Below are 21,687 nucleotides of genomic sequence, written 5' to 3'. Positions count from 1 at the left end.
GCATGGCGATAAAAGTACTGATTGTCGATGATTCTGCGCTGATCAGGCAGTTACTTTCCGCTATTGTGCAAACCCAACCCGATATGGTGGTAGTGGGCGCGGCAGCCGATGCTTATGCGGCCAGAGATATGGTGAATCAATTTGCCCCGGATGTGATCACGCTAGATATTGAAATGCCGAAAATGGACGGCTTAACCTTTTTAGATAAATTAATGCGCGCCAGGCCAACACCGGTGCTCATGGTGTCAACGCTCACGCGAGAAGGCGCCGATGCCACCTTGCGGGCTATTGAGTTAGGTGCAATTGATTACATCGCTAAGCCTTCCGTCGGCATTGCCGAAGGCATGCAGCAATACAGTGGCATGATTTTAGAAAAAATCAGAATGGTTGCTGCGGCTAAGGTGAAACAAACAAAAACACGCAGCGGCACAAGTAAACCGCAACATCTGAGCTACAGCAGTACTGAAAAAATTATTGCCATAGGCGCCTCAACGGGCGGCACCGAAGCCATTAAAGAGGTGTTAATTGATTTACCCTCAAACTCGCCGGGTATTGTGATCACCCAACATATGCCGCCGGGATTTACCCGAACCTTTGCCGAACGTTTAAATAAACTGTGTCAAATCAATGTGAAAGAAGCTGTGAATGGCGAACGTGTTTTGCCAGGGCATGCTTATATTGCTCCAGGCGATTTGCATATGTTAATTGAACGCAGCGGTGCTGATTACCGCATTAAACTTGATGATGGTGAGCGGGTTACTGGTCATAAGCCTTCGGTTGATGTCATGTTTGGCTCGTTAGCGCGCAGCGCGGGGGCAAACGTGTTGGCGGTGATTTTGACCGGCATGGGTAAAGATGGCGCCAAAGGGATGCTGTCATTATTTCAGCAAGGTGCCTTTACTGTAGCACAAGATGAAGCGAGTTGCGTGGTATTTGGCATGCCAGGTGAAGCAATAAAGGTTGGGGGTGTCAAAGTGATCAGCCCTTTAGCTGATGTCGCCGAGGTGGTGGTTAGCCAAATTAAACGTATGGGCAGTGGCAACCGTTTATAGCGCCACAGACACGCGCTGTTACCGTGTAACAATGTACAGCAAAAGGATTACACCATGAAAGCAAAGCATTTGTTATTAACTGATGATGATTATCAGTTTGGTATTGCCTTGCAGGCCTATTTAGACGCTTTGGGTTACCGTGTAACGTATTGTCAAAACGCGGCGGATACCTTAAGCATGCTCGATAATATTAAACCTGATCTTTTAGTGTTAGATCTGAGCTTACCCGATGAAGATGGCTTATGTTTATTACGAAAATTGCGTTACAGCCAACAATTACCGGTGATTATCATCAGTGGTCGAACTGATATAGACGATAGGGTGGCCAGTTTAGAGTTAGGTGCAGACGATTATTTAGTTAAGCCGTTCTCGCCTCGTGAATTAAGTTTGCGTATTGAGCGGCGTTTAGCACTGACTGCACAACATCAAAACCCGGTAAAAGCGACAGTTTTACAATTTGGTGATTGGCGTTTAGATATTGAAGCGCACGATTTACAGGATCAAGAAGGTAAAGTGCAACCGCTAACGCCGAGTGAGTTTCAGATCCTGAAGTTACTCGCCAGCAATCCGAACAAGGTGTATTCCAGGCAGCAATTACTCGACAGTTGTTTAAAACTTGAAACGGCAGAGTCGGAGCGGGCGGTGGATATTAGTATCAGCCGGCTTCGTAAAAAAATTGAACAAGACAGTCGCACGCCGAAGCTATTAATTACGGTGCGTAATTTTGGCTACAAGTTAGTGGTTTAACTGGCAACACTACGCTGGAAGCGTACCCATTTTAAAGGGTTTATTATGTTTAAACGCATTAGTTTGAAAGCCTATCTCTCTATTTTGTGGCTCAGTATCAGTGGCATAACCTTTTGTTTTATTGCGCTGACCATGATTTCAGTGAACAACAGTTCATTACAACAAGTACAACAGAACTTACATGAAAATATGGCCAGTCAAATTCAACAAAAAATTGGCTTGATGCTACGCAATTCTGAATCGGTACTCGAGTTTAACCAACAAGAAATTAAAGTGATCTTAGCCCAAGCCACTCGTTCTGACTTAACCGCATTAACTGAGCTTTTTTTCAATCAAATACAGTCTTTTGAATATATCGATGGCATTTTTTTTGGTACGCCAGACGGCCTGTTTACCGGTTACAGCAGAATAGGTATTGATGATATTCAATTAATGCAAGTTACACCGGATAGCAAGGGCGCTATAGAGTTTTACGATACGCACAACAGCGGCAAAATAAACAATCTGATGACGCGACGTAACGAGTTTATGACAACAAAGCGGCCTTGGTATTTAGATGCTTTAAACAGTGATAGCCCGGTGTGGGGCAAGATGTTTGTCTACCATGCTTACGATCGTTATGCTTTACCGTTAAGTACGAAGATTTATGATAAAGAGCAGCAATTAGTGGGGGTGTTTGGTCTTAATTTGTTCGTCGATTTTATTGATGACATGTTAAAGCAATTATTATTGCATGCTAGTGATCGCGCCGTCATTATTGATTCTGCTGGGCATATTATTAGTCATTCTTCATTAACGGCGCTGCGCACCACTGAATTATCTTTTACTCAGGATAAATTTTTAAGTCGCGTTAATGAGGCTTACCAACAACACCGCCAACAAGCGTTAAATCTGGCTAACCAGACTGATTATTTTACGATAGAGTACGATCAACAAGCCTATTCGATTAGCATTAATACCATTAATATAAACGACGATTATCGCTGGATTGTTATTAATGCCTTTGATAACAGCGAGTATTTAGTGCCATTAAAAGCACAGCATCGTAAAGCGCTATTCGGTTTGGTTATCTTGTTTTTACTCTCCTCTGCACTTATTTTATTAACGATCCAACGTTTAGCTAAAGCCTTTGCTCGAGTGAATAACTATATTAGTCAGGTGGCCGTGCGCAATGAACAGGGATTGCTGGCGCTGTCTATACCCAAAGTGATACCTCATTCTAGTTTGATTGAAATTAAAGTGATCGAACTTGCCTTTGCCAAGCTAACGCAACGTTTGGCGCAATCTTTACAGCAACAAAATACGGATATTGATGAAATTAATCGTTTGGCCAAAGTAGTCCAAAGCACCTCGGATATGGTGGTGCTGTGCAATAAAAATGGACAAATTGAATGGGTAAATGCCAGTTTTGAACGTTGTACCGGATATTCGTTATCCGCTTGTAAAGGCCAACATCCTGGTTTGTTGTTGCAGGGTGTTGATACGGATAAACAGGTCATTAAACAAATCTCCGCTGCGTTACATGCCAAGGAGGTGTTTAGAGGCCGTTTAGTCAATTATACCGCCGATAACAAACCTTATTGGGTAGAATTAACCATTCATCCGCTGCTGGATGCGCAAGGGAATATTAAAGAATACTTTTCATTACAACGTGATATTACCCAGCAAGTTAATTTTGAAAACGAATTAAGTATCTGGAAGCAAATCTTTCATAGCGCGCGTTGGGGCATTGCCATTTCGCGTGGTGAAACCGGCATTATTGGCGAGCATAATCCGCATTTTGCTTATATGTTGGGCTATAAAATTGGCGAGCTGAAAGGCCATGTGCTTAAAAATATTTATAGCGAGGAAGAGCATGAGAAAATACCACGTTTTATTAAACGTGTGGCACTAGAGGGCTTTGTATCCTTTGAATCCGTTATGGTTAAAAAAGACGGCACGCATATCCCGGTTATCGTCAACGTCTCCCAAGTTAATAACAAAGAGGGTAGCGAATGTTTTCGTGTAGCCAATATTCAAGATTTGACCGAGATCCGCGCTTTAGAAAAACAGTTACGTGAATCGAATAAACTTGAAGCGCTAGGTGCGTTAACCCGTGGCGTAGTGCATGATTTTAATAATATTTTGGCAGCATCCATTGTTAATGCAGATATGTGCCAACTATTACTGGAGAAGTCGGGCATTAAAACGGATCCCAAAGTACATGACGCTTTAGATAATATTGTGGCGGCCTCTGAACGTGCTGCAGAATTAATCAACCAGATCTTGTTATTCTCACGTAATGAGCAGGAAGAAAAAAGTACGGTATCACTGATCAAGGTACTTAAAGGCGTAGAAACACTCATTTCAGCTAATCTTGCCAGTAATATCGAGTTATCCATCAGTAATCATACCGGTGATGGTATGTTGAATTTGCGCGGTAATCGCTCGCAGTTACATCAGCTGTTTATCAATTTACTCAGTAATAGCATTGATGCGATTAAACATGGCGGTAAAGCGAAAGGTCATTTAAATATCAAACTGTACATTGTTGATCACACCGATTTCTTTGCCCTGTCGAGCTTCGACTTTTGGGTGAAAATAAGGGTTACCGATGATGGCTGTGGCATCAGTAAAGCTGTTATGGATAATATGTTTGAACCGCTATTTACGACTAAGGCCGAAGGCAAGGGTACGGGGCTTGGGCTGTCATTAGTACAAAATATTGTAAGTAATCATCAAGGTTTTGTGCGCTGTGAATCTGAAGTCGGTGTGGGTTCAGAGTTTACTGTTTATTTACCCTACGAGCGTTTTAATCAGTTAAATAATGACGCGCTTGCGACTACCGATCGAGAAAACCATCAAAGCCGGACGGGGTTAACGGTGTTAGTGGACGATAATGCGGATTTTCTGATCACGCTTGGTCAGTTATTAGAGCGCCAGCAAATTGATAATAAAGGCTTTACCTCGCCTTCGATTGCTTTGGCCTTTTTTAAACGACATGCCGCTGATATTTCATTAGCCTTTATTGATTACAGCATGCCCGAAATGAATGGTATCGATTTAGCCAATGAGTTGCGTTTACACAATGCAAATAGTTTTATTGTGCTGGTTTCTGGTAGTTATCCTGATCAGCTATCTGAAGCGATGGATCAAGGCATTATAAATAGCTTTATTATGAAACCATTATCCTTTAATCGGGTATTAAATGCGGTAGAAGAAAGCCTGAGTTGGAAGCAAAAGCAGGCCGACATGCCGCAACAACCGAAAACATAGCGCTGGTACTTTTCGTTAAATTTAAGGGGGCTTAGCGAAAGTGTAGGCTGATCACACCGACTTACCCTAAGCCTGACCGACAAGGGGAGCGGCGCTTTTATTGGTTTAACGCTGCTGTTGTTGCGCGGTATTTTCTTTAAATTTAACGCGCAAACTGCCTTTGCTTCATCCTGTAACTTCAGTCTCTCTTAAGTAAGCTGCTCTAAGCTGCGCGGTATTCGGTGCTCAGCAGCTGCCCGATGCTGTGTTTTACCATAACGGCTAGGTGTTAGCTGAGCCATCAGCTTAGCTCGGTGTTTCAGCGCCGAAAAACATGGCAAGGTTTTAAGAGGGGTCAATATGGCTGAAGCGGCATTAACGATAAATCATACAACTTTTAGTTTACGGGCACTACAACATGCTTGGCATCCGTTATGGTTTGCCGTATTAATGGCCATGGGCATGACCTTACTGTTAAACGCGCCTTTTTTATCCGCATTACAAGCCAAGGTGCCAGGCCAATATCTGTTACAAGCATTTTTACTTAGTATGTTGCTGTTACTTAATTTGTTGTTATTGGTTTTGTTGAGTGTTAATCGATTACAAAAGCCTATTTCAATCGCTCTGTTTGCTTTAGGGGCCATCAGTCTTTACTTTATCGATAATTTTGGCATCGTTATCGATAAAGCCATGTTACAAAATGCTATCGAAACCGATGCAGCCGAAGCACAAGGGATCTTGTCATTAAACCTGTACTGGCAGGTGATCACTATTATGTTGTTTCCGCTTCTGGCCAGCGCCTTAATTAAAATACGGCGATTGCCCCGTATGCAATGGCTTAAGCATTGGCTGCTGTGTTTAGTGTTAATGATGTTGGCTTTAAGCAGTATCGTGGTGGTGGAATATGCACAGCTCGCGCCTTTTTTTCGCAATAACCGTGAAGTTAAACATATGGCATTACCGTTAAGTACGGTGTCTGCTGCGGTATCCATGGGTAATACTTTGCTGCAACAACAATTTCCAACAGAGTTTACTTTACTTGGGCAAGATGCGGTGCGCGTGCCTTATGCTGGGCCAAGCAAACCGCGGTTAATTATTATGGTGTTAGGCGAAACCGCCCGAGCTGATCATTTTCAATTAAACGGTTATCAGCGCGCCACTAACCCTAAATTAAGCCAATTACCGGTATTTAGTTTTCTGCAAGTGAGTTCTTGCGGCACAGCAACGGCACATTCGGTACCTTGTATGTTTTCGAATATGGGCAGACAACACTATGACGAACGCATAGCTAAAAACAGCAGTAATGTGTTGGATATTTTGCAGCGCAGTGGCGTAGCGGTAACGTGGTTGGATAATAATTCAGGCTGTAAAGGGGTATGTGATCGCGTGGCCACTGAATGGTTATTTCAACAGCAGCAGGCACAATGGTGTCACGATGGTCAATGCCTCGACCGCATTTTAGTACCTGCCGTGGAAGCACAACTGGCGCAGCATATCACCGCTGATCGGCTGATTGTCTTACATCAACTCGGTAGCCATGGCCCAGAGTATTTTAAGCGAAGTGCTGAGCAAGATAAGCATTTTTTACCCGAATGTGGCGATAAGCAATTACAACTGTGCGATCCCAGCAGCATAATCAATGCTTACGATAACAGCATTGTTGCCACAGACCAGTTATTAGCCGATTTGATTGACCGCTTACAACAACAAACCGCTTATCAAACGGCGCTGTTTTATGTGTCAGATCATGGTGAGTCTTTAGGTGAGAGCGGCGTCTATTTACATGGGTTACCCTATTTTATGGCGCCCGACGCACAAACACATGTGCCACTGATTTGGTGGATGTCGCCCGATTATGCAACTGCGCATACACTTACCGCAAATTGTTTGCGGGATAAAGAAACTGAGCCTTACAGTCACGATAATGTATTTCATAGCTTGCTGGGTATGTTTAATGTGCAAACTGCGGTGTATCAGCGCGATAAAGATATGTTTCAAGGCTGTGTGTAAATCAACGCTAAAAGGCGTGTAAACGCACCTCTGCCAGGTTAGCGACCATAATTTGTTGCGCTTCGGGCCTGGCATCTAATTTATGTAAATCCAGATTTAGCGCTTGGACAACATAAGGCACTAAAGCTGAGCGAGCAGTGATGATGCGTTTACCGGCGGTCATATGGTAATCTTCAGCGATAATACTTTGCTGATAAGCGCTTAAACGCGAGTCAGGGACCAGCACGATATCGACGGTATTTTGCCAGCGCTGATCTTGCTCACGGCGCATATTGGCATCACCTTCAACACCATTAATGCCCCGAAAACGACTGAGTACAAAGTCACGATAATCCCGGTTTTTCTCACAATAAGCACGCACATGCCAGCGCAGTGGTGTGCATACCAAGGTGTGCGGCGCAATGATGCGGCTTTCTTCATCGGGTGATGATAGCGACACATAACCCATATCAATTTTTTTACCCTCGCGTGCCGCTTGCACCAAAGTACGTAAGATCTCGGGTTTCACCTGGCGCAGCGGTGGCGTGAGTATTTCGGTATGGGTAAAGCCTAGATCAAGTTGGGTAAAGGTATGCGAAAAATCTTGTGAACTGGCCAGTGCATGTAAATACTCGTCGGCGAGGCCACGTGTAACTTTCGGGCTAAATTCGGCAGTAGGTTTATAGCCTTTTAACTTACTGTCATACACCAGATTGTTTGGCGCGATTTCACGTAAATAAGTATTAATGTCTTTTGACGCTTGTTGGCGAGCGATACCAAAACTGTTACACAAATGATTGGTCGTGAGCCGACCTTCCCATTGCGCCACAATTTCAATCAGCCGATAACGCATCAGTAATTCCCAACGTAGCGGCCAATTTTCGGTGGGCGCTGATACAGCAGTAGCGTTAGATAGCATAAAAGTCCTTTTCAAATGCAACTGATCTGTCTGCAAAGCAGACACCACTATATGGGCCAGGCTAAACGATGCTCGTTTAAAATGGCATGTTCTTGCGCTAACCCGGTGACAACACTGTCGGTATTTAAATCGAAGCGTTTTAACAAAAATAATACTGGTAAACAAGATACACTAAATCAGCAAAACCCCCTATGCTGCTTGCATAAATCACTTTATCCTTACAAGCCCTTCCAAATGTTCAATTTGGCTGTTGGTTTCACGCAGGTTGGCGAAACGAATAAGCGATAAAAGCTAAGCATGGTTTGGTAGTTTACTCAACCGTTTATCGGCTCATCAAACAGTAGAACATACCCAGGTTAAGGCCTAATATTTTTTTGCAGGGTAAACGAGATCTGCCTGAAAAAGCGACACTGCATACTTACACAGTATGGCGGCTTTTTTACGTTGCGTTATGCTGTTTGTCGCAAGGATGTATGCCGCTGTTGACTCAGTAGTTAACGCGGCGCGACTGCCAAAAGCAGGTCAGGATGAGCAAGGGATAACGAGGCAGGGATGCCATTTTAGGGAGATAAGTATGTGGTTTGCAGCGTTAACCGGTTTTAAAGAGCAGGGCGCCGCCCAGATCAGACAATTACTGCAGCTAGAGGGTGATTATCTACGCAGTAAGGTGAATGGTATAAGCTACAAAGTGGGCTCGTTAATCACGCCAAGTTTAGCTGAGTTACATACCCGTGCAGCGGCTGTGTTAGAGCAGCCACAGCAACCGTTATCACACCTGCATCTGCGCGAGGTGGTGGCAGATGCACAAGCCTTACATTCCGATCCGAAAAATGCAGGGGCGCTATTTCAAGTTGCATCACAATTTAACTTGTTAGAAATGGTGTCACCGACCATTACCCCAGATAGCGGTATTACCAATTATCAATTTGATAAAACCCAAGGCCCAGCCTGCGCTATGGCCTGTGGTGCTGGGCTGATTTATCGCAACTACTTTGTGCCGGTGCAGGGTAAACTAGGCCAAACGGCTGAGCGCCAGTTAGATATGTTGGATGACTTTGCTGACGCTTTACTTAGCCATATTAAAACAAGCACAGGGCGCAGTGATCAGCCACTTTGGTTGATGAAAAATGGTTACGCATTACCAACTCAGCAACAACTATTACTGATTAATCAGGCGTTAACAACCTGCTCTAGCGCTGAATTGGCGCAATTACGCGGCCGGATAAAAATTGGCTTGCAACTCGATACCCAAGTTACGCTTAAAGGCTGTTTTCATGCCGTGTCACAAGCGTATTGCTCGGCTATGCCAGTGGCATATAGCCAACACAGCACAGCGTTATGGCAGCCGTTAGCCACCTTAGTATTGCAAGCCGCCTACGAGGCAACACTGGCTGCAGCAGTAGTAAACGCCGCAGCAACAGGCAATAAAACGCTGTATTTAACACTACTCGGTGGTGGCGCCTTTGGTAACCCGACAAAGTGGATTATCCAGGCGATCAGCGCTGCACTAGAGCAATATAAACACAGTGGTTTAACCGTTAATATTGTTAGTTATGGCGCGAGTAAACCTGAGGTGCAAGCGCTGCTGAACAACTATAATGCAGTGCCAACCAACAAAATGTCAGCGCCAGCCTAAAGCATGAGCGATAGCATCACCAAAAAGACTTCAGCCTGTTAGCAACGAAAAATGGCCAATCTTTTTTACATACACGGTATATGCCTGCAACAGGCGGGTGATAAAAATGTTGTCTGCAGAGCGGCGCGTTACGTCACGGCACGGCGATAAGACCGTGTCTTTAGGATCCTCACTTGCCAAAACAGCGTGTTAGCAGTTAACGTATACGGCATCATTGCTTTGTAATGCATGAGTTACAAGGCGTAATCAGTATATCGAGACGATAATGAATAACAATAAATGGCCACTTTTGCTGCTGAGCATTATCATTTCTGGCTGTTCTGGCATGAACAAATCGCAATGTATTACGGCAGATTGGCGCACCATCGGTTTTGAAGATGGCGTTAATGGTAAAGCAGAAAACGCCATTGCCACTTACCGGCAAGAGTGTGCAGAGCACGGTGTCACACCGCAACTGAAAGCGTATCGGCTGGGTCATCGTGAAGGTTCAGAACGTTATTGCACTACGCGTAACGGTTTTATTGTAGGCAAACGCGGCAGTCATTATCAAAATAGCTGTATGCCCGACTTAGAAAAGGGCTTTTTGCTCGGTTATCGGGATGGCAAAACCTTGTATGAATTGCAGCGAGCGTTAAATTCAGCGCGTTCGAGCATTGATAAGCAACGTCGTGTTATTGCGAATTTAGAGCAGGAAATCGTTGATAAAACTGAATTACTGGTAGCAGATGGCTTAACGCGTGATGACCGAGTACAGTTATTAAATGAAATTGAGCTGCATAAATATGAAATTAATGAAGCGCTTAATGCGTTGCCGGGGTTAGAAGAACAAGCCTATAGCGCAGAGCAAGCCTATATCCAAGCTGAGCAGCGTTTTAAAAACTATTTATAACCTAGCACGTGAAAAGCTTGGGTTTTTCATTATCCCGCCATGCTTCTCTGCTAAACAAACCGTTTAGCGCTATTGCCTCAGGCAACTGGCGTAAAGCGGTTTGGCTTTGTTCACTAAAGCCTGCTGATTTAATTAACATAAAACGTAATTATTGGCACGTTGAACGGTTTTCACTTGTAGATTTTTAGCGGTTACGTTTCAATCAAGATTGTCGTCATTAAGCTAAAGGTCGATCTTATGTTGCTACGTTATGTTCTCTACTTCATCTTGTGTTGTTGTTTTGGTGCCTTTGCCGCTACCCGAGGCATGCAGCCAGAAGACTACTATCGTTTTGTGTTTGTGGCAGAGCCGCAATTAGCGCCCAATGGCAAGCAGGTAGCCTTTGTACACACCACCATTGCGGCCGATAAACGTGAGCGGTTAAGTAACCTATGGTTAGTGGCGACTGATGGCAAAAGCCCGCCACGGCAACTGAGTTTTAGTAACGCCGATAGCAGCCCGGTGTGGTCTCCTGATGGCAGCATGTTGGCTTTTATCTCTGGTCGTGAAGCGGGGCAACAGCTGTATATCTTGCCGATGGCGGGCGGCGAAGCCCGAGCGGTAACCGCATTAAAACAAGCCGGTATTCGGGATGTTAAATGGTCACCCGATGGTAAGCAGCTGTTATTGACGTTATCTGTGGATCCGACTGTCACGGATCCCAGCACAGAAAAAAGCAAAAGTGAGCAAGCTCAAGCCGATGTGGTGGTGATTACGGATGCGCTGTATAAACGCAATGGCGGTGGCTATTTAAATGAACGCCGCTCTGGCTTATGGTTATTGGATCTGCACAGCGAAAAACTGAAAAAACTCACCGGTGACACACGTTGGCATGATCATTCAGCAGCATTTTCACCTGATGGCAAACAGATTGTATTTGCTTCAGATCGCAGTGCGGATGCGCTGGAAGGCAGCATGCAGCAAGGGTTATATCTTTATCAATTAAGCGATGGCTCTACCAAGCAACTGCCTACCTTGCCTGGTAATGCCAGCGCGCCTAAGTGGTCACCCGATGGCCGTCGACTGCTCTATCAATATCAAGCCGATTACTTTACGCCAGAGCAGTTAGTGTTGCTGACTTTACGCGATGGCACTAACAAGCAGGTGGCAGTTGATTGGGATCGTAATGCCAGTAGCATGCAATGGCTTAATAATGATCGTATTTTACTCAGTGCGGATCACTTAGGCGCTCGGCCTCTTTTTGAACTCAACTTACGGCGTGATAAAACGCAAATTCGCTTAAGCGAACAAGGTAGTGCTTCAAATGTGAGCCTTTCTGCTAATGGCAAACAGCTAAGCTACCTGTGGCAAGATGCGCTAAACCTGCCCGAAATTTGGTTTCAAACAGAGAGCAATGCGCCGCGCCAATTAACCCAGTTTAATCAAGCGTTATTGGCTGAGTTAACACTACAGCCATTAGAGTCGTTTTGGTTTGAACATGAGCAGGGCAAAAGTCAGGGCTTTTTCATTAAACCCCTTGGTTGGCAAGCTGGGCAGTCGTACCCACTGGTATTGAATATCAAAGGTGGCCCCGGTGGCATGTGGGGTGACGAATGGTTTCATGAATTTCAGATGATGGCTGCCAAAGGTTATGCCGTGGTCTTTACCAATTATCGCGGCAGTACCGGCTATGGTTTTGCCCATCAACATGCTGTGCATGCCGATTATGGCGGTGTAGATTATCGCGATAATATTTCGGTGCTGGATACGGTATTACAGCAACACGACTGGCTTGATGCAACACGCTTGTTTATCACCGGCGGCAGCCATGGCGGTTTTTTAACCAACTGGATCACTACGCAAACCAGCCGTTTTAAAGCGGCGGTTACCCAGCGCAGTGTCAGTAACTGGATCTCGGAGGCGGGTACGCAGCAATTTCCGCCCAATTCGATGCGCCGTGAATTTGCGGGTAGCATTTGGGAAAACTATGACTTGTATTGGGATCGCTCGCCGTTAAAGCATGCCGATAAAGTCACGACACCCACCTTGATTATTCACAGCACCGCCGATCACATAACGCCCATTGGCCAAGGCGAAGAGTGGTTTTATGCGTTAAAAGCCAATCAAGTACCGGTTGAAATGGTGGTGTTTAAAGATGAGAGCCACAGTTTGTCTCGAAGCGGGACACCGGTAAATTTGGTTGAGCGCTTAAAGCGCATTCTAGACTGGTTTGAACGTTATCATCAGCCAACCAAAGCCTAAAACAAAGCGATGATCTGATGCAGGTTGCGCTGTTCTAAACGCAGCAACCTGCCGTTATTGCTCAAGGCACCATCACTGACAAGCCCGTTGTTATTAAGCATAACAGCAAACAGCGGTTTTCATCAGCTAAATCATCGAAATAGCCAGATGCTACAAAGGCGCTATCGCCGTTAACTATCGGTTAAATACTCAGTTTTATCGCTAAAAAGTACGCAAGCCATGACGGGTATGATAATTAATTATTCATAACCCCGTTTAGCCAGTGCTGACGTTGGTGACATGTTTATTGAAAACTTGAGGAGTAATATGAAAAAGTCTCTACTTTACTGCGCAGTCGCGTTCTTTAGTTTTAGTGCCGCGGCAGTCACACCACAGCCGTTTTTAAACACGCAGGTGCAATTTAATCAAAGCCAGCAACAGGCCGACATCTTAGTGCTTTTGGTACCTGAAAATACCACTGATTTGGCGATAACTAAGTGGAGCAGCGCCAGCCGCGCGCACATCAACCGCGCCATGCAAGTCGCCGAGTTTACCGGTAAAAGTGGCAGCAAACTGGAAGTCGTTGCACCCGTTGGGTTAGATGTTGGCCGAGTAGTGCTACTCGGTGTCGGCAACCCCGCAGAGTTAAACCGAGCAAAAGCCGAAGAGTTGGGTGCGACGCTAGGCGTGCATGTTAACAGCACCTCGGCTAAACGCGTGCAAGTCAATAGCCAGCTGATCAGCGACACCGCCCTGAATACCCACATCAGTACTGCTTTAGCGCATGGTATGGAGCTGCGTAATTACCGCTTTGATCGCTTCAAATCGAAACCGGATGCACGGCCTGAGCAACAATACACATTGCAAGTTACCGATGTCAAAGCGAGCCAAGCACAATACCAGCAACTGCATGCGCTAGCCCAAGGCGTATTTACCGCGCGGGAACTGACCAATTTACCGGGTAGTAGCGGTTATCCTGAAGCCTTTGCTAATTATGCCAAACAGGTATTAGAGCCGCTCGGTGTTAAGGTGACTATCTTAGGGCCAGAACAAATCAAGGCATTAGGCATGGGCTCGCTGTATGGCGTTAGCCAAGGTAGCGATAAAAAATCACATTTATTAATTGCGCATTGGCAAGGCGCCGACGGGCAACCCGTTGCCTTAGTGGGTAAAGGCAATACCTTTGACTCTGGCGGTTATAACTTAAAAACCTCATCCTCTTCTATTATTCGCATGCATACCGACAAAGCCGGTGCGGCCGCCGTTGTTGGCGCGGTGCAAGCGCTCGCTGGGCAAAAAGCGGCGGTGAACGTGGTGGCGGTAGCACCACTGTCTACTAACATTATTTCGCGTGATGCGCAGCTGCCGGGTGATGTGGTGACCGCCGGTGATGGCAGCACCATTGAGATTGGTAGCACCGATGCCGAAGGCCGTTTAATTTTAGCCGATGGCATTTGGTATGCGCGTGAGCATTTAAAAGCGCGGGCAATTGTTGATGTGGCCACCTTAACCGGGGCCAAAGTGGGCGCTTTAGGCACGGCTTATTCGGCCGTGTTTACTGAAAACGTTACCCTTGAACAAACGCTACGCGAAGCCGGCGAAAAAGTGCAAGAGCGAGTATGGCCATTGCCACTTAACGGCTATGAAGGTATTACCAAAAGCCGTATTGCCGATAGGATCAATACCGGCTCACCCGGTGCCCAAGCCGGTGCCATCTTCCTACAACACTTCGCCGCAGATACGCCATGGGCACATGTTGATATGGCCGGCGATGCTTTTAATAGCAGCGCCAAAGGCATTCACCCAGAAGGCAGTAATGGCTATGGTGTACGTTTATTAACAGAGTGGGTTAAGTTGTATCAGCAAAGCAGTAACTAAGGTTTTCGTTTTCAGTGTGCACACATGCAAAAAGCTAGGGGGACCCTAGCTTTTTCGTATCAGCAAACAAGGCTTTACCTTACTTTAGTAAGCTAAGCGGGCGTTAGGTGGTAACGGCATTTTTAATCGGTTTGGGTTTGTCCGAGGTTAGGACAAACATAGATACAATAACAAAGAACGCTACTACCAAGCCTATAATTTTATAGGATTGAGCAAAACCAATCTGATCGTAAAGCATGCCCACCAAAATGGATAAGCCACTGGCCGCCACTTGGCCCATAAACTGAAAGCCCACAATGTAAATAGTGGCAGATAAGCGGGCATCAAAGGTTGCCGTAATATATTTAAAAATGGCGATTAACATAATAGGTAGCTCAGCCGCATGCAGTAATTTCATGGCTGAAATAGAAATAGGATCTGCGGCATAACCTGAGCCAATAATGCGCAGAGCCATAATTGCGCCGCTGAGCAGTAACCCGTTTTTGGCGCCAATTTTATTGACAATAAAGGGCGCAAGAAACATACCGCCGGCTTCAAGAAACACTTGAAATGAGTTCAAATAGCCGTACATGGCGTTACCTTCGGCTTGGCTGGCAAATTGCGCGGCAAAATACACTGCAAACTGCTGATCATACACGCCATACACACAAGACACGCCGATAACCCAAATGGCAAAGGCCCAAAACTTGCGTTGTTGAAATAACAACAGCGCATCGCGTAAGCTCAGTGCATTGGCTTTTTGATTAATTTCAATTTGTTTGGCGCTGTCTTCGCTAATTTTGACAAACAACAGGCTGCTTAAAAAAATCAGCGCACAACAGCTGGCTAAAATAAAATTCAGCGAAACAGAGACATTAAAAATTTGGCCGGTGAAAAAGGTGGCTATAGCCCAGCCAACAGAGCCCCACATCCGGGCTTTACCAAACTCAAAGCCTGTTGTTCTGCCGACACGCTCGATATAGGTTTCAACGGCACCGACACCGGCAAAAAACGTGGCAGAACAATAGAAACCGCCAACTAAAGCACCTAGATAAATAGAATGCATTAACAAAGGTGTGTAAACAAAAATAAAAAAAGGCCCACTTAACAACAACATTAAACCGACAAACCATAAGAGGTTTTTGCGTAGGCCAAGTTTGTCTTGTAAAAAGCCGTAGCAAGGCATAACAAAGAGAGCGGTGATAGCGTTAATACTAAAAACCAAGCCGGTTTCAGAGCCATTTAAACCAATAGCTTGGTTAAGCCAAATAGGGTATATGGAAAAACAAAATGACCAAGTTAAGAAAAAGCTTAAAATGCAGGCACTGAGCAGCCAGTAGTTACGTTTTGCAATAATATCGGTCATGTTGTTTTATCCTTGTCATTTTCTGGCAGAGCCATGCGAGTCTCTTAGTAACAATCGACCGCTGATCTCTAATGTTTTTATATTTGATTGAAGTTCTTTGTTTATGGCTATATTGGCGGCCGTTTGTCCCATATCGAAGTAGGGCAGGCTCACCGTGGTCAGTTTTGGTAATAAATTTTCAGCAATAAGTTTGTAGTTGTCGTAACCGACAATAGAAATGGTCTCGGGGATCTTGTAACCCATTTGACGGATCAGCATAAACACCCGCATGGCCATTTTGTCGTTACCACAGCAAATGGCTGTGGGACGCTCTAATCGGGACATAATGTCTTTTAGTACACCGGGTAACTCTGCAAACTCGTCGTCTTTATTAATACACACGCCTTCTCGGATCAGCGCGTCATCTACCGTTAAGCCCGCGTTTCGGTGCGCATCTTTAAAGCCTTTTACCCGCAAGGGGGTGGCAGACATATCATTAAACAGGGTTAAGTAGGCAATATTCTTGTGGCCGTTTTTAATCAGTTGCTCTGTGAGTTTAAACGCACCTAAATAGTCATCAGGCAAAATGGTGGGATGTCGTAAGACTTTTTCATAACAGTTCACTAAAATAAGCGGACATTTATTAAAAGACTCTTTAATTTTGACCTCTTTGTGTGAAACCGTGGCAAAAATGATGGCTTCGGCCCGTTGCCGTCGAAAGTCATCGACTAACCGTGAAAAGCTTTTGGCACTGCCGCCTGTCTCACCAATCATCAATAGCTTTCCATGTTTTTCGCATTCATGTTGAATACCAGCGATAATGTCGAAGGAGTCCGGGGTGGTGGTGAGGTTTTCGGTAATCAGACACACCACGCCTTTTTCAAGCCCACGTAAAGCCTGTGCCGCCGCCGAAGGGTAAAACTCTAACTCTTCCATGGCTTTAGTAACTTTTAAACGTGTTTTTTCACTCACCCCTTCAAAGCCACCGAGCACTCTGGAAACGGTTTTTACTGACACGTTGGCTTTTTCTGCAACATCTTTAATTGAAGACATAATTATCCGGTTTCTCTGTTAAACACTGGCCTTTATTATCACACACCTCAGACATTTTTGTTGACAATTAGGTATAGCTTGAGCTCATAATGACTAACGATAGACATTTTATCAAGTAAAACTTTCTGTTTTATTAAGAGGCACAGATGCAGCAGACTTCAGAGCAAACCGGTAATCAGCGCACAACTTGGCATCCAAAATTTCATTTCTTTAAAGATGGGCACTGGGTCAATGATCCTAACGGCTTGTTTTATTTTGATAATACCTACCATCTTTTCTTTCAATTAAACCCTGATAACACTGTGTGGGGCAATATTCATTGGGGGCATGCAGTCTCAACGGATTTAATGCATTGGGAACATAAACCCACAGCCCTTTTTGCAGAGCCGGATGGTCTGGGTTATATTTTTTCTGGTGGCGCGGTAGTTGATCATCACAACGCTTCGGGTTTTGCTAAGCAAGGTGAAATACCGATTATTGCTACTTTTACACAGCATTCTAAAGCCGAAGTACAAGTACAAAGCATGGCATATTCTCTGGATGGGGGAGCCACTTTTACCATGTACGAACACAACCCAGTGTTACCTAATCCAGGACTAAAAGATTTTAGAGATCCGAAAGTGGTGTGGTTTGCACAAGACCAGGTATGGATTAAAGCGGTTGTCGCAGGGCAATGTGTGCATTTTTACCGCTCGTCTGACTTACGAAGCTGGCAAAAAGTGTCTGAGTTTGGCCAAGGCTATGGTGCTCATGGTGGTGTGTGGGAATGCCCAGATTTATTTCCATTAACTTGCAGTAACACCGGCAGGGAGCTTTGGGTGTTACTGATCAGTATCAATCCTGGCGGCCCCAATGGTGGCTCGGCCACGCAATACTTTATTGGCCATTTCGACGGTCAGCATTTCAAACCACTTGACAACGAAACGCGCTGGCTAGATTACGGTACCGACTGTTATGCAGGTATTACGTGGGATAACACCCCGCAAATTAACACGCAACGCACCTATATTGCCTGGATGAGTAATTGGTTGTACGCCAACAAAACGCCAGATAATAGTTGGCGCGGCGCCATGACATTGCCACGCACCCTTAAACTGGCGCAAAAGGGACAAGGCTATGTGCTAGACACAACACCGGCGGTTTCTTTTGCCAGTTCTAACTGGCCTGTTGCTGATGTTGTAAATGAGCACAAGGCCATTGCTTTACCCGACGTGTATTCAATGCATTTTGCTTTAGAAAACAACGGTGCGGTTACAACGCTTAGTTTTAGCAATGATCTGAATGAACAATTTATTGTGACCATCGATCTTCAGAATAAGCAGATTGTTGCCGATCGCACCCAAGCGGGTTATCAAGACAATGGCTTTGCAATAAAAGCCAGCATGCCGCTGAGCCTAACCGAGGGCGAGCCAGTGCAAATTGCACTTTATATGGATACCTGTTCGTTTGAGCTGTTTGTAGCTGATGTAGGCTGTTTTACCATGCTGTTATTCCCCAATGCCAGTTTGAATCAATTAGCCATTAACACAAATTCAAAATCCGCTAACATTAATAATTTACAAATTAAAAAAATTGACGATTTAGCTTTATAAAATATTGAAAATTAATACAAATATTAAGAAGTACTAAACAAGGTCTTACAATACGTAATAAAAATTTATTGACAGGCATTACGTCAAAACTGTAATGTCTATCGATAGACATAGATTGAGTAAAAACTCAACATCTAACAGACAGTGATTGAGCTTAACACTCAATAAAAACTTAGCCGACGAAAGGAACATCAACATGTATAAAAAAACGTTAGTCGCTGTAGCTATCTCAACAGCTTTGGCCATGCAGGCTTCTGCATTGTCCGCGCAAGAGGCCGATAAAGCCGAAGAAAGCGAAGCTGCTGAGATTGAAACCATCATTGTTACCGGTGTAACCAGAAACACGCAAAAAATGGAAGCGACATTTTCCATTAACACTATCTCTGAAGAAGAGATGAAAAGGCTTGCTCCTCATGGTGCTGCAGAATTACTGGGTAATATTCCAGGTTTCTTCCCAGAAGGCGGTACAGCAGGTGAAACACATAACAACGTGTTAGTGCGAGGCTTACCACAAGCAGGCGGCTATCGTTATGTACCCAATCTTATTGATGGCTTACCGACATACGAAGAGCCAGAAGCGCCTTTTATGAACAATGATGTGTTCATTAAACCTGATCTGATGACCACCAATGTTGAAGCGGTAAAAGGTGGCCCGGGTGGGGTGTTATATTCTAACGCCTTAGGCGCAGCGGTGAATTATATTACCCGAACAGGTACCCAAGATTTTGAAGGCGCATATAAAATTGAAGTAGGTGATTGGGGCCATGTTAGAAATGACTTTTTTGCTGCTGGCCCAATCAATGACAATTTAACCTATGCTATTGGTGGTTATTATCGGGTAGCGGATGGTATTCGCGATCCAGGCTATACCGGCAACAGCGGTGGTCAACTGCGAGGCAACCTGCTTTATATCAGTGATGACAACTCTACAGAAGTAAAGTTACAAGCACATGTCATTAACGATAAAACCAATTTTTATCAAAACATCCCATACTCTATTACCAATAATCGGGGGGTGGGAACACCGGATAACCCGTTTAAAATTGATCCGTCAAGTGTCAACAATTTAGGCGTAGATTTTGGTAAAGGCAATACGGTTTCACCACAAACCAGTTACTACACACTGTACAACCCGGATGGTAGTCGTCTTACTTTAGACATTAGTGATGGCGTAGCACCAAAATTTAATTTGTATACCTTTAATATCACTAAAGATTTTGAAAATGATTGGCGCTTAACTGCCTCGATGCGTTCTACCACCGGCACTAACGGTTTTAATGCGTTATTTAATGATCCCTTATTTGAACGTTCTAGCTTAGAAGCTGAGCAATTTGCCCGTATTCAAAGTTTTGATGGAGCCATTGGTGCTTCTTATGCCAATGCGGTAGGCGTAAAAGCCTTTTACACTGATACGGTAAATGGCACAGATTTAAGCAATGCCACAAGAGCCCCAGCTGTTATTGCCAATAACACCCCTGTTTACGGTAAAGTAGATGCGACCAGCTTTGTCAGTGATATTCGATTAAGTCGCTTTTTTGACTTTAGCAACCAGTCACATGAACTGACATTTGGTGTTTATACCAGCCATTACACTTATAATGTGCAATCTGTTTTTGCTACAGCCTTAAGTGATGTGGGCGGCAACTCAAGATTAGTTGACCTTTATGCGGTAGATGCTAATGATAACCAAGTGGGGCCTTCGATTACCGATAACGGTGTGCTGCAACCAGCCATTTTGGGTTTAGGTGCAGATGCCACCATGCGCACCAATGCCTTATATCTGCTGGATCACATCACCTTGCTGGATGGTGATTTGCAGTTAGACATTGGCGGTCGTTACCAAGATTTAGAAGTGGATCGTGTTACTACTAACTCTTTTAATCCAGGCAATAGTTCTAACGATTTTACACCTAGCGACGTTGTGGTAGGTTCAACTAACGATACCCTGGCTGATAATTTTGTGAATGTGCCAGACGGCAAACCTAATTTTGCGTCGGAAGAATATGATTCATTTGGTTGGACCGTAGGTGCTAACTACCGTTTAACAGATAAGATCACTACTTATGCAAGCTATGCGGATTCGTTCAGATTACCTGGCTTTGAAGATTATATCTTCGGCGGCCCGGCTACCAACCCTTCAACCGGTGAGGTTGCTCGTGGTGATCTTGTGGAAGATATCAAGCAGTATGAGGGTGGGGTGCGTTTTACGGGCCAAGGCTATGAATTAAACTTTAGCGGGTTTTATATTGATTTTGCAGCTAAAGAATCATTGGGTGCCACTTTGGATGACCTTTCTGCAACAGGTACAGGGGGCTTAGCCTGTAACACCGTTCCTGCCCCCGCTAACTGTCCGAAAATTCGTGATAGTTTCCGCACCAGCTTAAAAACGAAAGGATTAGAGTTTGAAGGTAGTTACCGCCCAGAGTGGTTTACCGGTATGACCCTGCAAGGCAGTATTGTGTGGCAAGATCCGAAGCAAGGCCAAGATAACGCTATTCGTGCTGCTATTTTAGAAACCGACACTAATGGTGATGGTGTAAATGACTTACGTCAGTATGACATCTCTAGCGGTGCCGACAGACGTCCTCGTCGTCAATCGCAGTGGTTAATTAACCTACGTCCATCATATGACTTTGCGGATATCCCGCTAACCGTATATGGCCAAGTGTTGCATTACAGCGAGCGTTTTGCTGCTGATGGCGATACCAATGTGACTATTTACCCAGGTTACACCCAGATAAACGCGGGCTTACTGTATGCAATCACGAATGATATGGAATTCCAATTTCATATTAGTAACTTAAATGATGCAGACTCTTTCACTGAAGGAAGTTCTGTGACAGAAGGTTTACGTTTTGCAAATGGTGATTACACCGGCGTAGCGCGTCCATTACTTGGCCGCACCATCAAAGCGTCACTGCGCATTGATTTTTAAGCTAAGCGCTAAAACGGTGTAAACACGACTTTTACCGTTAAAGTAAGAAAGAGAGGGAGCGCAGGCTCCCTTCTTTTTTTAAACTGCATGACCATCGATAGTCAGTGCAGGTTGCCAAATGTAAGTCGCTTAAGCGTTTGGCCAAAACAGGTTAGCGCGGGTAGCCTAAGGATACAAAGTGCTGTTATTCAAGTGCCATGCTCTACACCTAAGATCAAG

At 44.8% G+C, this 21,687-nt stretch carries 13 protein-coding genes; 10 read left to right on the top strand and 3 right to left on the bottom strand.

Annotated features, from left to right (window positions below):
- Positions 1 to 2 precede the first annotated feature (2 nt).
- The 4 genes from LMJ53_RS08815 (at position 3) to LMJ53_RS08800 (ending at position 7,043) form a co-directional block, all read left to right on the top strand.
- Positions 3 to 1,052: a protein-glutamate methylesterase/protein-glutamine glutaminase gene (locus tag LMJ53_RS08815; RefSeq protein ID WP_229585714.1), complete on the top strand. Its 1,050-nt coding sequence runs from the start codon at positions 3 to 5 to the stop codon at positions 1,050 to 1,052.
- 54 nt (positions 1,053 to 1,106) lie between these two features.
- A complete protein-coding gene (locus LMJ53_RS08810; protein WP_229585713.1) occupies positions 1,107 to 1,799 on the top strand; it encodes a response regulator transcription factor in 693 nt (230 codons plus the stop codon).
- 45 nt (positions 1,800 to 1,844) lie between these two features.
- Positions 1,845 to 5,054, top strand: coding sequence for a PAS domain-containing protein (locus tag LMJ53_RS08805; protein WP_229585712.1), 3,210 nt, complete (start codon positions 1,845 to 1,847; stop codon positions 5,052 to 5,054).
- 339 nt (positions 5,055 to 5,393) lie between these two features.
- Positions 5,394 to 7,043, top strand: coding sequence for a phosphoethanolamine transferase (locus LMJ53_RS08800; protein ID WP_229585711.1), 1,650 nt, complete (start codon positions 5,394 to 5,396; stop codon positions 7,041 to 7,043).
- Between the two features lie 7 nt (positions 7,044 to 7,050).
- Here LMJ53_RS08800 and LMJ53_RS08795 read toward each other — a convergent pair whose 3' ends face one another.
- Complete coding sequence (locus tag LMJ53_RS08795; protein ID WP_229585710.1) at positions 7,051 to 7,941, bottom strand: WYL domain-containing protein; 891 nt, start codon at positions 7,939 to 7,941, stop codon at positions 7,051 to 7,053.
- Between the two features lie 574 nt (positions 7,942 to 8,515).
- Between LMJ53_RS08795 and LMJ53_RS08790 the strand changes: the two genes are divergently transcribed.
- From LMJ53_RS08790 to LMJ53_RS08775, 4 genes are all read left to right on the top strand, one after another.
- Complete coding sequence (locus tag LMJ53_RS08790; protein ID WP_229585709.1) at positions 8,516 to 9,577, top strand: hypothetical protein; 1,062 nt, start codon at positions 8,516 to 8,518, stop codon at positions 9,575 to 9,577.
- Positions 9,578 to 9,842: 265 nt separating this feature from the next.
- Complete coding sequence (locus LMJ53_RS08785; protein ID WP_229585708.1) at positions 9,843 to 10,466, top strand: DUF2799 domain-containing protein; 624 nt, start codon at positions 9,843 to 9,845, stop codon at positions 10,464 to 10,466.
- Positions 10,467 to 10,703: 237 nt separating this feature from the next.
- On the top strand, positions 10,704 to 12,707 hold the full coding sequence (locus tag LMJ53_RS08780) for a prolyl oligopeptidase family serine peptidase (RefSeq protein ID WP_229585707.1): 2,004 nt from the start codon (positions 10,704 to 10,706) through the stop codon (positions 12,705 to 12,707).
- Positions 12,708 to 13,013: 306 nt separating this feature from the next.
- Positions 13,014 to 14,564 carry a leucyl aminopeptidase family protein gene (locus tag LMJ53_RS08775; protein WP_229585706.1) on the top strand — a complete coding sequence of 517 codons (1,551 nt, stop codon included), beginning with the start codon at positions 13,014 to 13,016 and terminating at the stop codon, positions 14,562 to 14,564.
- Positions 14,565 to 14,667: 103 nt separating this feature from the next.
- Here the strand turns inward: LMJ53_RS08775 and LMJ53_RS08770 are convergent, their stop codons facing one another.
- A complete protein-coding gene (locus LMJ53_RS08770) occupies positions 14,668 to 15,909 on the bottom strand; it encodes an MFS transporter (RefSeq protein ID WP_229585705.1) in 1,242 nt (413 codons plus the stop codon).
- Between the two features lie 15 nt (positions 15,910 to 15,924).
- Positions 15,925 to 16,941, bottom strand: a complete 1,017-nt coding sequence (locus LMJ53_RS08765) for a LacI family DNA-binding transcriptional regulator (protein ID WP_229585704.1) — start codon at positions 16,939 to 16,941, stop codon at positions 15,925 to 15,927.
- A 146-nt stretch (positions 16,942 to 17,087) separates the two neighbouring features.
- Between LMJ53_RS08765 and LMJ53_RS08760 the strand changes: the two genes are divergently transcribed.
- Positions 17,088 to 18,533: a glycoside hydrolase family 32 protein gene (locus LMJ53_RS08760; protein WP_229585703.1), complete on the top strand. Its 1,446-nt coding sequence runs from the start codon at positions 17,088 to 17,090 to the stop codon at positions 18,531 to 18,533.
- Positions 18,534 to 18,729: 196 nt separating this feature from the next.
- Positions 18,730 to 21,468 carry a TonB-dependent receptor domain-containing protein gene (locus LMJ53_RS08755; RefSeq protein WP_229585702.1) on the top strand — a complete coding sequence of 913 codons (2,739 nt, stop codon included), beginning with the start codon at positions 18,730 to 18,732 and terminating at the stop codon, positions 21,466 to 21,468.
- Positions 21,469 to 21,687 lie beyond the last annotated feature (219 nt).

Source organism: Rheinheimera sp. UJ51 (assembly GCF_020819615.1).
Lineage (GTDB): Bacteria > Pseudomonadota > Gammaproteobacteria > Enterobacterales > Alteromonadaceae > Alishewanella > Alishewanella maricola.
The sequence above is the reverse complement of the archived record's forward strand: the minus strand, read 5'-3'. Positions and strand labels throughout refer to the sequence as shown.

Coding starts and splice junctions, on each gene's coding strand:
- LMJ53_RS08815 (WP_229585714.1), top strand. CDS start 3: ATGGCGATAAAAGTACTGATTGTCGATGATTCTGCGCTGATCAGGCAG.
- LMJ53_RS08810 (WP_229585713.1), top strand. CDS start 1,107: ATGAAAGCAAAGCATTTGTTATTAACTGATGATGATTATCAGTTTGGT.
- LMJ53_RS08805 (WP_229585712.1), top strand. CDS start 1,845: ATGTTTAAACGCATTAGTTTGAAAGCCTATCTCTCTATTTTGTGGCTC.
- LMJ53_RS08800 (WP_229585711.1), top strand. CDS start 5,394: ATGGCTGAAGCGGCATTAACGATAAATCATACAACTTTTAGTTTACGG.
- LMJ53_RS08795 (WP_229585710.1), bottom strand. CDS start 7,941: ATGCTATCTAACGCTACTGCTGTATCAGCGCCCACCGAAAATTGGCCG.
- LMJ53_RS08790 (WP_229585709.1), top strand. CDS start 8,516: ATGTGGTTTGCAGCGTTAACCGGTTTTAAAGAGCAGGGCGCCGCCCAG.
- LMJ53_RS08785 (WP_229585708.1), top strand. CDS start 9,843: ATGAATAACAATAAATGGCCACTTTTGCTGCTGAGCATTATCATTTCT.
- LMJ53_RS08780 (WP_229585707.1), top strand. CDS start 10,704: ATGTTGCTACGTTATGTTCTCTACTTCATCTTGTGTTGTTGTTTTGGT.
- LMJ53_RS08775 (WP_229585706.1), top strand. CDS start 13,014: ATGAAAAAGTCTCTACTTTACTGCGCAGTCGCGTTCTTTAGTTTTAGT.
- LMJ53_RS08770 (WP_229585705.1), bottom strand. CDS start 15,909: ATGACCGATATTATTGCAAAACGTAACTACTGGCTGCTCAGTGCCTGC.
- LMJ53_RS08765 (WP_229585704.1), bottom strand. CDS start 16,941: ATGTCTTCAATTAAAGATGTTGCAGAAAAAGCCAACGTGTCAGTAAAA.
- LMJ53_RS08760 (WP_229585703.1), top strand. CDS start 17,088: ATGCAGCAGACTTCAGAGCAAACCGGTAATCAGCGCACAACTTGGCAT.
- LMJ53_RS08755 (WP_229585702.1), top strand. CDS start 18,730: ATGTATAAAAAAACGTTAGTCGCTGTAGCTATCTCAACAGCTTTGGCC.